The organism is Evansella vedderi (assembly GCF_030813435.1).
Lineage (GTDB): Bacteria > Bacillota > Bacilli > Bacillales > Salisediminibacteriaceae > Evansella > Evansella vedderi.
Map to the genome: position 1 here is coordinate 45399 of NZ_JAUSUG010000017.1, position 14515 is coordinate 59913.

11 protein-coding genes are annotated in these 14515 nt (G+C 39.0%); 10 read left to right on the plus strand and 1 reads right to left on the minus strand.

Going from position 1 to position 14515, the window contains the following annotated elements:
• Window positions 1-101 precede the first annotated feature (101 nt).
• From clpX to yihA, 4 genes are all read left to right on the plus strand, one after another.
• A complete protein-coding gene (clpX, locus tag J2S74_RS19020; protein ID WP_307328667.1) occupies window positions 102-1373 on the plus strand; it encodes an ATP-dependent protease ATP-binding subunit ClpX in 1272 nt (423 codons plus the stop codon).
• A 441-nt stretch (window positions 1374-1814) separates the two neighbouring features.
• On the plus strand, window positions 1815-3503 hold the full coding sequence (gene lonB, locus J2S74_RS19025) for an ATP-dependent protease LonB (RefSeq protein ID WP_307328669.1): 1689 nt from the start codon (window positions 1815-1817) through the stop codon (window positions 3501-3503).
• 337 nt (window positions 3504-3840) lie between these two features.
• Window positions 3841-6159 (plus strand): endopeptidase La, encoded by a 2319-nt coding sequence (gene lon, locus J2S74_RS19030; RefSeq protein WP_307328672.1) that lies wholly within the window; start codon window positions 3841-3843, stop codon window positions 6157-6159.
• Between the two features lies 1 nt (window position 6160).
• The gene (gene yihA, locus J2S74_RS19035) at window positions 6161-6748 is read left to right on the plus strand and encodes a ribosome biogenesis GTP-binding protein YihA/YsxC (RefSeq protein ID WP_307328674.1); all 588 of its coding nucleotides are present in this window, start codon (window positions 6161-6163) and stop codon (window positions 6746-6748) included.
• A gap of 135 nt (window positions 6749-6883) precedes the next feature.
• On the opposite strand, the gene J2S74_RS19040 is transcribed toward yihA, so the two are convergent.
• On the minus strand, window positions 6884-7369 hold the full coding sequence (locus J2S74_RS19040) for a LiaI-LiaF-like domain-containing protein (protein ID WP_307328677.1): 486 nt from the start codon (window positions 7367-7369) through the stop codon (window positions 6884-6886).
• A gap of 276 nt (window positions 7370-7645) precedes the next feature.
• Between J2S74_RS19040 and hemA the strand changes: the two genes are divergently transcribed.
• The 6 genes from hemA (at window position 7646) to hemL (ending at window position 14373) form a co-directional block, all read left to right on the plus strand.
• Window positions 7646-9034, plus strand: coding sequence for a glutamyl-tRNA reductase (gene hemA / locus J2S74_RS19045; protein ID WP_307328680.1), 1389 nt, complete (start codon window positions 7646-7648; stop codon window positions 9032-9034).
• 15 nt (window positions 9035-9049) lie between these two features.
• Complete coding sequence (locus J2S74_RS19050) at window positions 9050-9868, plus strand: cytochrome C assembly family protein (protein WP_307328683.1); 819 nt, start codon at window positions 9050-9052, stop codon at window positions 9866-9868.
• A gap of 415 nt (window positions 9869-10283) precedes the next feature.
• Complete coding sequence (hemC, locus tag J2S74_RS19055) at window positions 10284-11216, plus strand: hydroxymethylbilane synthase (protein WP_307328685.1); 933 nt, start codon at window positions 10284-10286, stop codon at window positions 11214-11216.
• A gap of 13 nt (window positions 11217-11229) precedes the next feature.
• Window positions 11230-12018 (plus strand): uroporphyrinogen-III synthase, encoded by a 789-nt coding sequence (locus J2S74_RS19060; RefSeq protein ID WP_307328687.1) that lies wholly within the window; start codon window positions 11230-11232, stop codon window positions 12016-12018.
• A gap of 34 nt (window positions 12019-12052) precedes the next feature.
• A complete protein-coding gene (hemB, locus tag J2S74_RS19065) occupies window positions 12053-13036 on the plus strand; it encodes a porphobilinogen synthase (RefSeq protein ID WP_307328689.1) in 984 nt (327 codons plus the stop codon).
• Between the two features lie 44 nt (window positions 13037-13080).
• Window positions 13081-14373, plus strand: coding sequence for a glutamate-1-semialdehyde 2,1-aminomutase (gene hemL, locus J2S74_RS19070; protein ID WP_307328691.1), 1293 nt, complete (start codon window positions 13081-13083; stop codon window positions 14371-14373).
• Window positions 14374-14515: the final 142 nt, after the last annotated feature.

Here is a 14515-nt window from a genome sequence, read left to right on the forward strand (position 1 = left end):
CACCAACGTACAATGTTAAAAGAATAAAAAATAACCTGGAGCATTCCATCTCGATAAATATGTGTTGTCAATTCTTAATTTTATTGTAAGGGGTGAATGGTATGTTTAAATTTAATGAAGAAAAAGGCCAGCTTAAATGTTCCTTCTGTGGTAAAACTCAAGACCAAGTGAGAAAGCTTGTTGCCGGACCTGGCGTTTATATATGTGATGAATGTATTGAATTATGTACAGAAATTGTTGAGGAAGAATTAGGGAACGAAGAAGAAGTGGAAATGGAGGATATCCCAAAACCACAAGAAATTCGAGAAATTCTCAATGATTATGTAATAGGTCAGGACAGAGCTAAGAAAACGTTATCCGTTGCTGTTTATAACCACTATAAACGTGTTAACTCTACACAGAAAAATGACGAAGTAGAGCTTTCAAAAAGTAATATTTGTTTAATCGGTCCTACAGGGAGCGGTAAAACACTTTTAGCACAAACATTAGCAAGAATCTTAAATGTACCTTTTGCTATCGCTGATGCTACATCTTTAACAGAGGCAGGATATGTAGGGGAAGATGTGGAAAACATCCTTCTAAAGCTAATTCAAGCTGCTGATTATGACGTGGAGAAAGCTGAACGTGGTATCATCTATATCGATGAAATCGATAAGGTAGCTCGTAAATCAGAAAACCCTTCTATCACTCGAGACGTGTCAGGTGAAGGTGTTCAGCAAGCATTATTGAAAATTCTTGAAGGAACAACAGCAAGTGTACCACCTCAAGGTGGAAGAAAGCACCCTCATCAAGAATTTATCCAAATTGATACAACGAATGTCCTTTTCATTGTTGGTGGTGCATTTGATGGAATCGAGCAAATTATCAAGCGCCGTTTAGGGAAAAAGGTAATTGGTTTCGGTTCAGATACAAACCAAGAGGATCTAAAGGAAGGTCAATACTTATCAAAAATTCTGCCAGAGGATTTACTAAGATACGGCTTAATTCCTGAATTCATTGGACGTTTACCTGTAATTTCAAGTCTTCAGCCATTAGATGAAGACGCACTTGTTGAGATTTTAACGAAGCCAAAAAATGCTTTAGTAAAGCAATATCAGAAGCTTCTTGAACTTGATGAAGTGGAGCTGGAATTTACTGACGAGGCCCTTCGGGAAGTGGCAAAACAAGCAATTGAACGTAAAACAGGAGCACGTGGTCTTCGTTCCATCATTGAAGGTATTATGCTGGATGTGATGTATGAGTTACCATCAAGAGAAGATATCGCATCTTGTGTAATTACTGAGGAAACAGTACGGGACCTTAAGCAACCAGTATTGAAATCAAAAGATGGTGAAGTAATCGAACAAAAGGAAGAGCCAAAGGAAAGTGCTTAATACAGTAGCCTTCGACTTAATTGTCGAAGGCTATTTTTATGTGTATGTCATAATGGTAATGGCTTCTGCTAACGCACGATTATTATTACTATTTTCATTTTCATGCACTCGAAGCTTGTTCCACAGCACGAAAACATTGATAATGTCCGAAGTCGTGCAATCGAACCTTATTCCACTGCACGAAATCCAATCTGTCCACAATTTTCACCCACTCCCCCCTCTTCTACGGCATCAAATACGCCCCTATGAGAAGGGCACTCATAGGGGCTTTGAAAAAGAGTACGTCTGTTTCGCTCATTGCTGAGGTGGAAGGAGAAGGGAAAAGCATCTTCTCCTTCTACCTCTATGACAAATATTGCCTCCTTGTTATTTGGAGATTATCCTTGCCTGTTCAGGAAATACTAATCATCACAAAGAAAAATTAGTCAGGGAGGTTATATGATGAATCTGACAGGCATGGCCTTTTTCATCCAACTATTTTTTGGGGTTGTTATAGGCCTTTATTTTTGGAACTTGCTTAAAAATCAGCGAACGCAAAAAGTATCCGTAGATAAAGAATCCAAAAAGGAATTAGAGCAGTTAAGAAGAATGCGTGCAATGAGGTTAAGTGAACCTTTATCAGAGAAAATCCGACCTAAATCTTTTGATGATATTATTGGACAGAAGGACGGGATTCGTTCATTAAAGGCTGCCCTGTGTGGTCCAAACCCACAGCATGTCATTATATATGGACCTCCAGGTGTTGGTAAAACGGCAGCAGCGAGACTTGTCCTAGAAGAAGCAAAGAGAAACCCCCATTCTCCATTTCAACACAAATCTGTTTTTGTGGAAGTGGACGGGGCAACGGCTCGTTTTGATGAACGAGGTATTGCCGATCCGTTAATCGGTTCTGTGCATGATCCTATTTACCAAGGAGCAGGTGCCATGGGGCAAGCGGGAATCCCACAACCTAAGCATGGTGCCGTTACTAAAGCTCATGGTGGTATTTTGTTTATAGATGAAATCGGGGAACTTCATTCCATTCAGTTAAATAAGCTCCTTAAAGTGTTGGAAGATAGAAAGGTTTTTTTAGAAAGTGCTTACTATAGTGAAGAAAATAATCAAATACCGGACCATATTCATGATATTTTTAAAAACGGATTGCCGGCAGATTTTAGGTTAATTAGTGCAACTACAAGACAGCCTGATGAAATTCCTCCAGCCATTCGTTCACGTTGTATGGAAGTATATTTTAGACCATTAACACCTTCAGAAATTCAACAAGTAGCTAAAAAAGCGGCTGATAAAATTGCTTTAGCTGTTGAAGATGGTGTATTCGAGTTAACAGCTAAATATGCTACGAATGGCCGTGAGGCAGTAAACATTATTCAACTGGCTGCGGGTATGGCAACTAGTGAAAATAGAGATAAAATATTCACAAGAGATGTAGAGTGGGTTATCCATTCAAGTCAACGGGCACCGCGACCGGAGAAACAAGTTCATAAAGAAGATAAAGTTGGATTTGTAAATGGACTCGGAGTTTTTGGACCAAACATGGGTGCATTACTTGATATTGAAGTTACAGTTATTGAAAATAAGGGAAAAGGAACAATAAATATTACAGGGATTGCAGAGGAAGAAAGTACTGGAAACCATACCCGTTCTGTGAAAAGAAAAAGTATGGCGAAAGGCTCAGTTGAAAATGTGTTGACCGTACTTAGGAACATGGGAGAAAATACATTTGATTATGACATACATGTGAATTTTCCAGGAGGAGTTCCTGTAGATGGACCTTCTGCAGGTATTTCTATTGCGACGGCAATTTATTCAGCTATTCACAAAATCCCAGTTTCCCATTCTGTTGCTATGACAGGCGAGCTAGGAATACATGGACATGTTAAGCCTATTGGAGGAGTTGTAGCGAAAGTAGAAGCTGCAAAACATGCTGGAGCGACAGATGTGATTATACCAACAGGTAATTTCCAAACCATTCTTCAAGAATATGAAGGGATACGTATTCACCCTGTTGAAACTTTAGAGGAGGTTTTCCGGTTAGCATTAGTAAATGAAGCGAAGGAAGAGGAAAAAGAAGAAGAAAGCAGTACCCTTCCAGCAGCAGCTTCTTTTGCACTAGGACAATCAGGGGTCTAATTATTTAGACCTCTCTCTTCTTGTCTAAGAAATGAAGCGTTGCCATCGGGGAACCAGGACGTGGGCTACCTTTAGGCGTAATTGATCCGCCTGTAGCGTATCCAAGTCACATTATATTCTCCTTAAAACAATATACTTTTAAAACAATATACTTTTAAAAACAACTTTTTAATAAGACTCAAAAAATTGAATAATGATGAAACGCTGTATTTGTTAGACAAAATGATGTTCAATAGGATAAAATTGAACAAGACTTCATGATTTCACTGGCGTTATTTTCCAAAATGACGTCTATTTTTACTATAGAGAGGTAAGGGAAAGGTGGAGGTGTGTACATATGGGTGAAAAAAAGGTAAAAAAACTCCCTTTATTACCATTGAGGGGATTACTTGTTTATCCAACAATGGTACTCCATTTAGATGTTGGACGTGATAAGTCTGTTCAAGCCTTAGAACGTGCAATGGTTGAGGAAAAAGAAATTTTTCTTGCGACACAAAAGGAAATTGCGATCGATGAGCCAGAAGAAGAAGATATTTATGCGGTAGGAACTCTGGCAAAGGTTAATCAAATGCTTAAGCTTCCTAATCGTACTATTCGAGTTCTAGTAGAAGGGATTCAACGGGGGAAGGTACAAACCTTCACAGATAAAGAAGAATACTTCGAAGTGGGAGTAGAATTAATCGAAGAACGCCAAGAACCAACGGTTGAAGAACAAGCGTTAATGAGAAATGTGTTAGATCAGTTCGAACAATATATTCATTTATCTAAGAAAGTATCTCAAGAAACTTTTGCTTCCGTTTCTGACATTATTGAACCTGGACGCTTAGCAGATATTATATCTTCTCATCTTCCATTAAAGATAGTACAGAAGCAAGAGGTACTAGAAACAATTTCCGTAAAAGATCGATTGACAAAAATTTTACAAATCTTAAGTAATGAAAAAGAAGTACTAGGGCTCGAAAAGAAAATTGGTCAACGTGTAAAGAAGTCCATGGAAAAAACGCAGAAGGAATATTACTTAAGGGAACAAATGAAAGCAATTCAAAAAGAGCTTGGAGATAAAGAGGGAAAAGAAGGAGAATTAGAGGAGCTTAGGAAGAAAATTGCAGAAGCAGACATGCCGGAATCTGTGGAGGAGAAAGCTTTAAAAGAATTAGCCCGTTATGAAAAAATGTCCGCAAGCTCTGCAGAAGGTTCTGTTATTCGAAATTATGTAGAATGGCTCGTACAAATTCCTTGGAAAAAAGAAACGGTAGACCAGCTTGATATACATCGATCTGAGAAAATTCTAGATGAAGATCATTATGGCTTAGAAAAAGTTAAAGAGCGAGTATTGGAATATTTGGCCGTTCAGCAGCTTACTCGAGAATTAAAGGGGCCTATTTTATGCTTAGCGGGACCTCCTGGGGTAGGTAAAACCTCATTGGCAAGGTCCATTGCCCGATCATTGGATAGAAATTTTGTACGTATTTCATTAGGTGGTGTGCGGGATGAAGCGGAAATCCGTGGACACCGCAGAACTTATGTGGGAGCAATGCCAGGTAGAATTATTCAAGGAATGAAAAAAGCAGGAACCAGAAACCCTGTTTTCCTATTGGATGAAATAGATAAAATGGCAAGTGATTTCCGTGGAGATCCATCTGCAGCAATGTTGGAAGTCCTTGATCCAGAGCAAAACAACAGCTTTAGTGATCATTACATTGAAGAGCCTTATGATTTATCTAAAGTTATGTTTATCATGACGGCGAACAATATTGGGGCCATACCTGCACCGTTAATGGACCGAATGGAGATTATTCATATTGCCGGTTATACGGAAGTGGAAAAACTAAATATTGCTCAAGAATATCTATTACCGAAACAAGTAAAAGAGCACGGCTTAACGAAAGGGAAACTTCAGGTGAAGGAAGATGCTCTTCTCAAGGTAGTTCGTTATTACACAAGGGAAGCAGGTGTCCGAAGTCTAGAACGTCAAATGGCCACCATTTGCCGTAAAGCAGCGAAGATCATTGTTTCAGGTGATAAGAAAAAAGTTGTAGTAACGGAAAAAACAATCGAAGATTTATTAGGAAAGCCAAAGTTCAGGTACGGTAAAGCAGAACTGGAGGATCAAATCGGTGCTGCAACAGGACTGGCGTATACCACAGCTGGTGGAGATACGTTAACGATAGAAGTATCACTTTCTCCTGGAAAGGGTAAGCTAACATTAACAGGTAAATTGGGCGATGTCATGAAAGAGTCTGCTCAAGCAGCATTCAGCTATATCCGATCAAAATCAGAGGAGCTCAACATTGATCCTGAATTTCATGAGAAAAATGATATTCATATCCATGTACCAGAAGGGGCGGTTCCGAAGGATGGACCTTCTGCAGGTATTACAATGGCAACGGCGCTAATCTCTGCATTAACAGGCCGTGCAGTTCGTAAGGAAGTTGGTATGACGGGAGAAATCACCTTGCGTGGCCGCGTATTACCGATAGGTGGTTTAAAGGAAAAATCCATGAGTGCCCATAGGGCAGGCTTAACCCATATTATCATGCCAAAGGATAACGAAAAAGACTTGGAAGATATTCCAGAAAGTGTTCGAAAAGATTTAAAATTTATTCCTGTATCACATTTAGATGAAGTATTAAAGGAAGCATTAGTGGGGAAATAATATGAAAATTAACAGTGCAGAAATAATAATCAGTGCAGCAAAACCGCATCAATTTCCAACAGGGCCCTTCCCAGAAGTGGCTCTGTCTGGCCGTTCTAACGTAGGAAAATCATCCTTTATCAATACGGTACTTGGTCGTAAAGGGTTAGCAAGGATCTCCCAACGGCCTGGGAAAACACAGACATTAAACTTTTATTTTATTAATGAACGATTTCACTTTGTGGATGTACCAGGCTATGGCTATGCGAAAGTTTCTAAAAAGGAACGGGAAGCATGGGGCAAGGTAATGGAGGTTTACTTTCAAGAACGTGAACAACTAAAGGGAGTTGTTCAACTTATTGATATTCGTCACAAACCAACAGAAGATGATGTGATGATGTACGATTGGTTAAAATACCATAATTGCCGTGTTTTAATCATCGCAACAAAAGCCGATAAAATCCCTCGTGGAAAATGGGATAAGCATGTTAAAGAAATCAAGGAACACTTAGAGATGGATAAAGACGATAAGGTGGTCGTCTTTTCATCAGAAACAGGTTTAGGGAAAGATAAAGCCTGGAAAGAAATGGAGAACCTCCTTTTTAGCTAAAAGCTGTTTTTGCGAATGATCACCAAAGGATTTAATATTCTGAATAAAGGTAACTGTTTTGAAATCATGTTTGTTTTTTTATATAATAAAGCACAGCGTGTACTATTTTTAACGCTGTGCTTTTATATGTATTTCCTATTTCTTTCTGAAAAACAATAAGTATATGCCTATACCGATGAGAAGTATTGGCCAAAATCTTTCGAAACCTGAAAATAGTTTTTGCAGCCATGAGACAAGTTGATGGGAATATAGGGCAAAGCCTGTTAGTAATAAAAGGATCATTCCCGGTACAATACCTTCCCTTTTATTAACAAAATGCTTCATAAAAAAGGCAATACTAACGATGAGGGTAAAGTATCCCCAATGGTATCCCCATAGGTTTGCAGTATGGGCCCCATGAAAAAATACACCTAAGCCTAGGAGAACCATCCCGGAGAACATCTTGTTGTCATCACGGTTAGAGAAGCCTTGGTATGCTTGAACCACCCCGATGGCTATTAATATCATTGGCCAGGTTAAGATAGTATCTGTAAAAGGGATAGAGATACTATATTGTTGAAGAAGAAAATAAAGCCCTACAAGAATTAATATAATACCAGGTAAAACACTATTTTTTTTCATAATAAATTCCTTTCTGTGATATTTTAGTGTGTGCCTCATTTGTAAACTTTTCCTATTTGGGGATAATAATGAAATAAAGTGAAAGTTGTACATACATATCCATAAATTACTGAGGAAAGTTTCACATAATCTTCAAAGCTTTGTTTATGAAAAACACTTTAAAGATGTTATAATTTAAGACGAGTTCAAGTGATTTTTAAACTTTTGAAATGGAAAAATCCTATTTCTACTATAGAGAACTTCGAAAATTAGCGCAAAAGGTACGGAGGTGAAAGCATGCACATCCTAGTCGTCAGTTTGAATTATAAAACAACTCCAGTAGAAATTCGAGAGAAATTTAGCTTTCAAGAGGATTTGGATAGTGCGTTGTTAAAGCTTCGCCAATCAAAGAGCATTCTGGAATGTGTTATCGTTTCTACGTGTAACCGTACAGAAATCTATGTCGTAGCTGATCAGCTGCACACTGGACGTTACTATACAAAGTTATTCTTATCTGAATGGTTTAAGATTCCAATAAATGATTTCTCCCGTTATTTAGATATTCGGGAAGATGAGCATGTTATTGAACATCTATTCCGGGTAGCCTGTGGATTGGACTCCATGATTTTAGGAGAAACTCAAATTCTAGGTCAAGTAAGGGATAGTTTATTAAAGGCACAAGAGCAAGGAACTACTGGAACAATCTTTAATTATTTGTTTAAACAAGCAGTAACTTTAGGGAAACGAGCTCATTCAGAAACTTCTATCGGTGAAAATGCAGTGTCTGTAAGCTATGCAGCAGTGGAGCTTGGTAAGAAAATCTTCGGTGATTATATAGATAAGAAGGTTCTAATTCTTGGTGCAGGTAAAATGAGTGAACTGACTGCAAAACACTTATTTTCTAACGGTGTGAATGATATTACTGTCATGAACCGTACAAAGGAAAGGGCAGAGGAATTAGCTGGGAAGTTCCATGGAAAGGCAAAAGCGATGGATGAAATGGAACACTCTTTGCTAACAGCTGATATTCTAATAAGTTCAACGGGATCCCGTGATTATGTTGTTACGAAGGATGCTGTGGAGAAATTAGCTAAACAACGAAAAGGAAGACCATTGTTCCTAGTGGACATTGCAGTGCCAAGGGATTTAGATCCTGCACTAGCTGAAATTGAAAATGTTTATTTATACGATATCGATGATTTACAAGGAATTGTGGCAGCTAATATAGAAGAACGTAAGAGAGAAGCTCAAAAGATTGAATTAATGATAGAAGAAGAGCTGATTGAATTTAGTCATTGGTTAGATACCTTGGGAGTAGTGCCGGTAATTTCTGCATTACGAAATAAAGCCATGTCCGTGCAAGCGGAAACGATGAAAAGCCTTGAGAGAAAGCTCTCTAATCTTTCTGAACGGGAAAAGAAGGTTATCCGTAAGCATATGAAGAGCATTGTTAATCAGCTCTTAAAGGATCCAATCTCGGCAGTTAAAGAGCTTCCAGAAGGGGAGAACTCTGCAGAATTATTAAGCTTTGTGACTAAGGTATTTGCTTTAGAAGAGCAATTGCAAGAGCAAGAACAGCTTCCATCCTGTGAAATTCGAATTAATACAGCTGAGAGATTATGGAAATTAGAAAAGCAAAAGGCAAAACTTGCTAGTACGAAAGAAGCTGTTGCCCGCTCTATTTAGAGAGGGGATTCCGAAATGCTTTTAAACATTTTGTATGTATCCATTATTATTTTATACGCCTTAAGCGTTTTAGGATATTTTATTGATTTCATTCAAAACAGCCAGAAGGTTAAAAGAATCGCCTTCTGGTTGCTTTCTATTGTTTGGGTGTTCCAGCTATCATTTATTATTATTAGAACAATTGAATACAACAGGCTTCCGCTCATGACAATATTTGAAGGGATGTTCCTTTATTCTTGGATAATTGTGAGCTTTTCCTTATATATAAGTCGATTTTATCGAGTGGATTTTTTGGTTTTACTTGTAAACGTTATTGGCTTTTCCATTTTAACCATTAGCGTCTTTGCCCCTGCTGGAGATGTTTCTCCCCAATTAGCAGAGTTGATGATAACAGAGCTCCTTGTCATTCATGTGACGTTGTTATTACTGTCGTATGCTTTGTTTACATTGTCATTTTCCTATTCGATACTCTATTTTCTTCAGCATCATATGTTAAAGCGGAAGAAATGGAATAAAAGGATGGGGAGAATTGGCAATTTATCAAAATTAGAAAAATACTCCTTTAGTTTTACCCTCATCGCCTTTCCTTTAATGCTATTAGGTATTATTTTAGGGGTTGTCTGGGCATGGTTAAAGTTTCATATGATTCCTTGGTTTGATTTAAAAGTCCTAAGCTCATTTGTCGTCCTTTTTGTTTACGGATTTTATTTGTTCCAGTGGACTGTTAAAAAGAGAAGAGGCTACAGCTTAGCCTTATTAAACATCGCAGCATTTCTTGTTTTACTAATTAACTATTTTCTATCCAGCTCCTTTTCCAACTTTCATATATGGTGAAGTGAAATGAGCGGGAATGAATTGTTAATAATGGCTCTTTTAAAGGACAGTGTTAACTTTTAAAACACGTTGATTGAAGCGGAAGGTACGAGACTCCTGCGGGAAAAGTAAGAGACCACTGAAAAAGGGAAAAAACGTCCTTTTTCAGTGGCCTCGAAAAGCAACTGCTGAAGACCCCGCAGGAACGAGGAGGCTGAAGCGTTACCCGCGGAACCAGGACGGTGACATTACGCCGTTGCCCACAAGCGGGGCCTGAGACGCTTCCTCGAGTAGTTTGCGTCGAGTAATCGCAGACGCTGGACGTGGGCTGCCTTTAGGCGTAATTGGAGTAACCTGTAGCGAAAATCAACATCAAAGTTTAACAGAGTATTTATAATAAAAATTACTAACATAAAGGCTTACATTGGAGGTAAACATGAGAAAAATCATCGTAGGTTCACGAAAAAGTAATTTAGCTATGACTCAAACAAGGTGGGTTATTGATCAGTTAAAGGCCTTAGATACTGGCTATGAATTCGAAATTAAAGAAATAGTTACAAAGGGAGACCAAATTTTAGATGTAACCCTATCTAAGGTAGGGGGAAAAGGTCTATTTGTTAAGGAAATAGAAAAGGCCATGTACGATGGTGAAATTGACATGGCTGTTCATAGTTTAAAGGATTTACCTGCTGTTATTGCAGAAGGCTTGACAGTTGGAGCTGTTCCTAAGAGGGTTGATCCTAGGGACGCCTTTATTTCTAACAGCGGACAGACTTTAATGGAATTACCACCGGGATCTATTGTTGGGACGAGCAGTTTAAGAAGGTCCGCGCAAGTTTTGGCAAAACGACCTGACCTTGAAATTAAATGGATTCGAGGTAACATTGAAACTCGCTTAAGAAAATGTCGTGAGGAAGGCTTTGATGCTATTATATTAGCTGCTGCTGGTTTAGAGAGGGTAGGTAGAACGAAGGAAATCGTTACGGAGTTCTTAGAACCTGAACTATGCTTACCAGCTGTTGGTCAAGGGGCATTAGGAATTGAGTGCCGAGCAGATGATAAGGAAATTCTTCATTTATTAGGGAAGCTTAATGATCCAGAAACAGAAAGAACCGTTGCTGCAGAACGTTCCTTCCTTCATACGGTAGAAGGGGGCTGCCAGGTTCCTATAGCAGGATATGCTACTTTACAAGAAGATGGTCAAATTTCATTAACGGCGTTAGTAGGATCTCCTGATGGAAAAACCATTTTTAAAGAGACAATTGTAGGAGAAGATCCAGTAGCAATCGGTAAAGAAGTAGCTGATAAGATGCTTAACGACGGTGCTCGTGAGGTATTAGAGAAAGTAAAGGAACAGTTAGATCAATAAGGAGAAGTACACGATGAATGGACCTCTCCAAGGACTTCAAATATTAAATACCAGGGCGGAACATCAAGCTTCTTCCCTAACACAAAAACTAGAGAATTACGGGGGAACGGTTATAGAGGTTCCCCTTATTTCCATGGAAAGAACGAGATCCATACAGCCCGTTTATGAAGCAATTCATTCCTTACATAACTATCATTGGATTGTTTTTACAAGTGCAAACAGTGTCATTTTCTTTTTTGACACATTGAGGGAATTGGGTTTAGGTAAGAGTACCTTAGAGCATTTAAAAATTGCTGCTGTAGGATCGAAAACGAAAAAGGTTATCGAGGAAAAAGGTTTTTCCATACAGCTTGTTCCTGAAATCTTCGATGGGGAGCATTTAAGTGCCAGCCTTTTAAAGGTTTTGAAAGAAAATGAACGAGTTCTTTTTCCAAGAAGTCATCTTTCCCGTGATATTTTGACGAAGGAATTGAAAAAAGCTAATATCGAAATAGATAATCCCATTGTCTATGAGACACAATTGAATTTTTCCAAAAAGGATCAATTAAATGATTTGTTAGAAAAGGAACAGATAGATTTAATCATTTTCACTAGTCCATCAACAGTACAATCTTTTTTTCAGCAAGTAGAGAAAAGGATCTTAGAGAAATCTGTCCAGAAGCTGCAATTTGCAGTGATAGGTTCCATTACGGCAAAGGCTTTAAGGGATGCTGGGATTGATAAAATGATAGAACCTGAAGAATACACGATAGAAGGGTTAGTTCATGAAATTGTTGTTAGGCAGGTAGGGAAAAGGAAATGAATAGAGTTGAAGATAAATAAGGAGGATTGTACATATGTCTTTAAATGAGTTTGGTCGTCACCGACGATTAAGAAGAACCCATGGAATTCGTAAAATGGTTAGGGAAACCCATTTACATAAAGAGGATTTAATTTATCCGATTTTTGTAAAAGAAGGTTCTAATATTAAGAATGAAATTCCATCTATGCCAGGAGTATACCAATGGTCATTAGATCGATTAGATGGTGAAGTGGAGGAGGTTGTTCGTTTAGGGATTCCTTCTATTATCGTCTTCGGTATTCCTGCAGAGAAGGATGACTGTGGTACATCGGCCTATGCAAAGGAAGGAATTGTGCAGCGTGCCATTCGTCAAATCAAGAGAAATCATCCTGAGCTTACTGTTATTGCTGATACTTGTTTATGCCAGTTTACGGACCATGGTCATTGCGGTGTCATTGAAAATGGAGAGGTTCTTAATGATGAAACGTTGGAGCTTCTTGTAAAAACAGCTGTTTCCCAAGGGGAAGCTGGTGCTGATATTATTGCACCATCCAATATGATGGATGGATTTGTTGCCGCTATTCGTCATGGGTTAGACGAAGCAGGCTATCATAACATTCCAATAATGAGCTATGCTGTAAAATATGCCTCGGCTTTCTATGGGCCATTCCGTGATGCTGCCCACAGTTCTCCTAAATTTGGTGACCGCAAAACGTATCAGATGGATCCAGCCAATCGTATGGAGGCAATGCGTGAAGCCGAATCAGATGTGATGGAGGGAGCGGATTTTCTTATAGTGAAACCTGCCCTTTCTTACTTAGATATCATTCGCGATGTAAAGAATAACTTCACATTGCCTGTTGTTGCTTACAATGTTAGTGGAGAATATTCCATGATTAAAGGAGCTGCACTAAACGGTTGGATTGATGAAAAATCAGTTGTTTTAGAGAAGTTAGTAAGCATGAAGCGTGCTGGAGCAGATTTAATTCTAACGTATTTTGCAAAAGATGTAGTGAAATGGTTAGAAGAAGATAACTAGTTTGAACTTAGGATAATGCTATTACAGAAGGGTGGATTTTTGTGATGAATAGAAGTAAATCCGTTGAAGCTTTTGGACGAGCAAAGGAAGTAATGCCAGGGGGAGTTAACAGCCCTGTAAGAGCATTTAAATCAGTGAAGATGGATCCTGTTTATATGGAAAAAGGTAAAGGGTCGCATATTTGGGATATTGATGGTAATGAGTATATCGATTATGTACTTTCTTGGGGGCCATTAGTCCTTGGACATGCGGATGATCAAGTGGTAGAAGCACTGAAGACTACTACGGAAAAGGGTACAAGCTTCGGTGCTCCAAGTGAGTTGGAAACAAAAATGGCTGAATTGGTGATCGAGCGTGTACCTTCCATAGAAGTGGTACGAATGGTTAACTCCGGTACGGAAGCTACGATGAGTGCATTACGTCTAGCAAGGGGCTATACAGGGCGAAATAAAATTGTGAAGTTTGAAGGCTGCTATCATGGCCATGGAGATTCGTTGTTGATTAAGGCGGGGTCTGGTGTAGCTACATTAGGTTTACCGGACAGCCCAGGTGTACCAGAATCTGTTGCAAAAAATACGTTGACTGTCCCTTACAATGATTTAGAGAGCTTGCAATTGGCCTTTGATCAATTTGGTGATGATATTGCTGCTGTTATCCTTGAGCCAGTAGCTGGAAATATGGGAGTTGTTCTTCCTGAGCCTGGCTTCTTAGAAGGGGTACGTAAAATCACAGAAGATAATGGAACACTAATGATCTTTGATGAAGTTATGACTGGCTTCCGTGTAGGCTACGAATGTGCCCAAGGAAGATTTGGAATTACTCCTGATTTAACTTGCTTAGGAAAAGTGATTGGCGGTGGTCTTCCAGTTGGTGCCTATGGTGGTAAACGGGAGATTATGGAACAAATTGCCCCTGCTGGTCCTATCTATCAGGCGGGAACTTTATCTGGTAACCCGTTGGCCATGACGGCAGGCTATGAAACATTAAGTCAGTTGACTCCAGCTAGTTATGAAGAGTTTGATCGTCTGGGGAAACGTTTGGCAGACGGGTTAGGAAGTGCCGCTGCAAAGTACAACATTCCTCATCACGTAAGTCAAGCTGGTTCCATGGTTGGTTTCTTCTTTACTAATGAGAAGGTTACGAACTATGAAAAGGCAGCAACATCTGACTTAGATATGTTTGCTACGTACTTTAAATTCATGCTAGATGAAGGGATTTCTTTGCCACCGTCGCAGTATGAAGGAATGTTCCTATCTACAAAGCATACAGATGAAGACATTGATCGAACTATTGCAGCGGCGGAAAAAGCCTTTGCCCATATCAGTGAGCAACAATAAATATCATTAAAAAAAGGAAACCTTCAGAAGGGATAACATCCCCATTCGGAGGTTTCTTTTTTGTTCACAAAAAGTTCGGGGACCCGGTCCCCGAAAAATCTTGCATTCTTTTAAGTGATGAACAATATATATTTACGGCGAA

Bases quoted from the DNA above. Each gene is read 5' to 3' on its own strand.
- clpX (WP_307328667.1), top strand. From the start codon at position 102: ATGTTTAAATTTAATGAAGAAAAAGGCCAGCTTAAATGTTCCTTCTGT.
- lonB (WP_307328669.1), top strand. From the start codon at position 1,815: ATGAATCTGACAGGCATGGCCTTTTTCATCCAACTATTTTTTGGGGTT.
- lon (WP_307328672.1), top strand. From the start codon at position 3,841: ATGGGTGAAAAAAAGGTAAAAAAACTCCCTTTATTACCATTGAGGGGA.
- yihA (WP_307328674.1), top strand. From the start codon at position 6,161: ATGAAAATTAACAGTGCAGAAATAATAATCAGTGCAGCAAAACCGCAT.
- J2S74_RS19040 (WP_307328677.1), bottom strand. From the start codon at position 7,369: ATGAAAAAAAATAGTGTTTTACCTGGTATTATATTAATTCTTGTAGGG.
- hemA (WP_307328680.1), top strand. From the start codon at position 7,646: ATGCACATCCTAGTCGTCAGTTTGAATTATAAAACAACTCCAGTAGAA.
- J2S74_RS19050 (WP_307328683.1), top strand. From the start codon at position 9,050: ATGCTTTTAAACATTTTGTATGTATCCATTATTATTTTATACGCCTTA.
- hemC (WP_307328685.1), top strand. From the start codon at position 10,284: ATGAGAAAAATCATCGTAGGTTCACGAAAAAGTAATTTAGCTATGACT.
- J2S74_RS19060 (WP_307328687.1), top strand. From the start codon at position 11,230: ATGAATGGACCTCTCCAAGGACTTCAAATATTAAATACCAGGGCGGAA.
- hemB (WP_307328689.1), top strand. From the start codon at position 12,053: ATGTCTTTAAATGAGTTTGGTCGTCACCGACGATTAAGAAGAACCCAT.
- hemL (WP_307328691.1), top strand. From the start codon at position 13,081: ATGAATAGAAGTAAATCCGTTGAAGCTTTTGGACGAGCAAAGGAAGTA.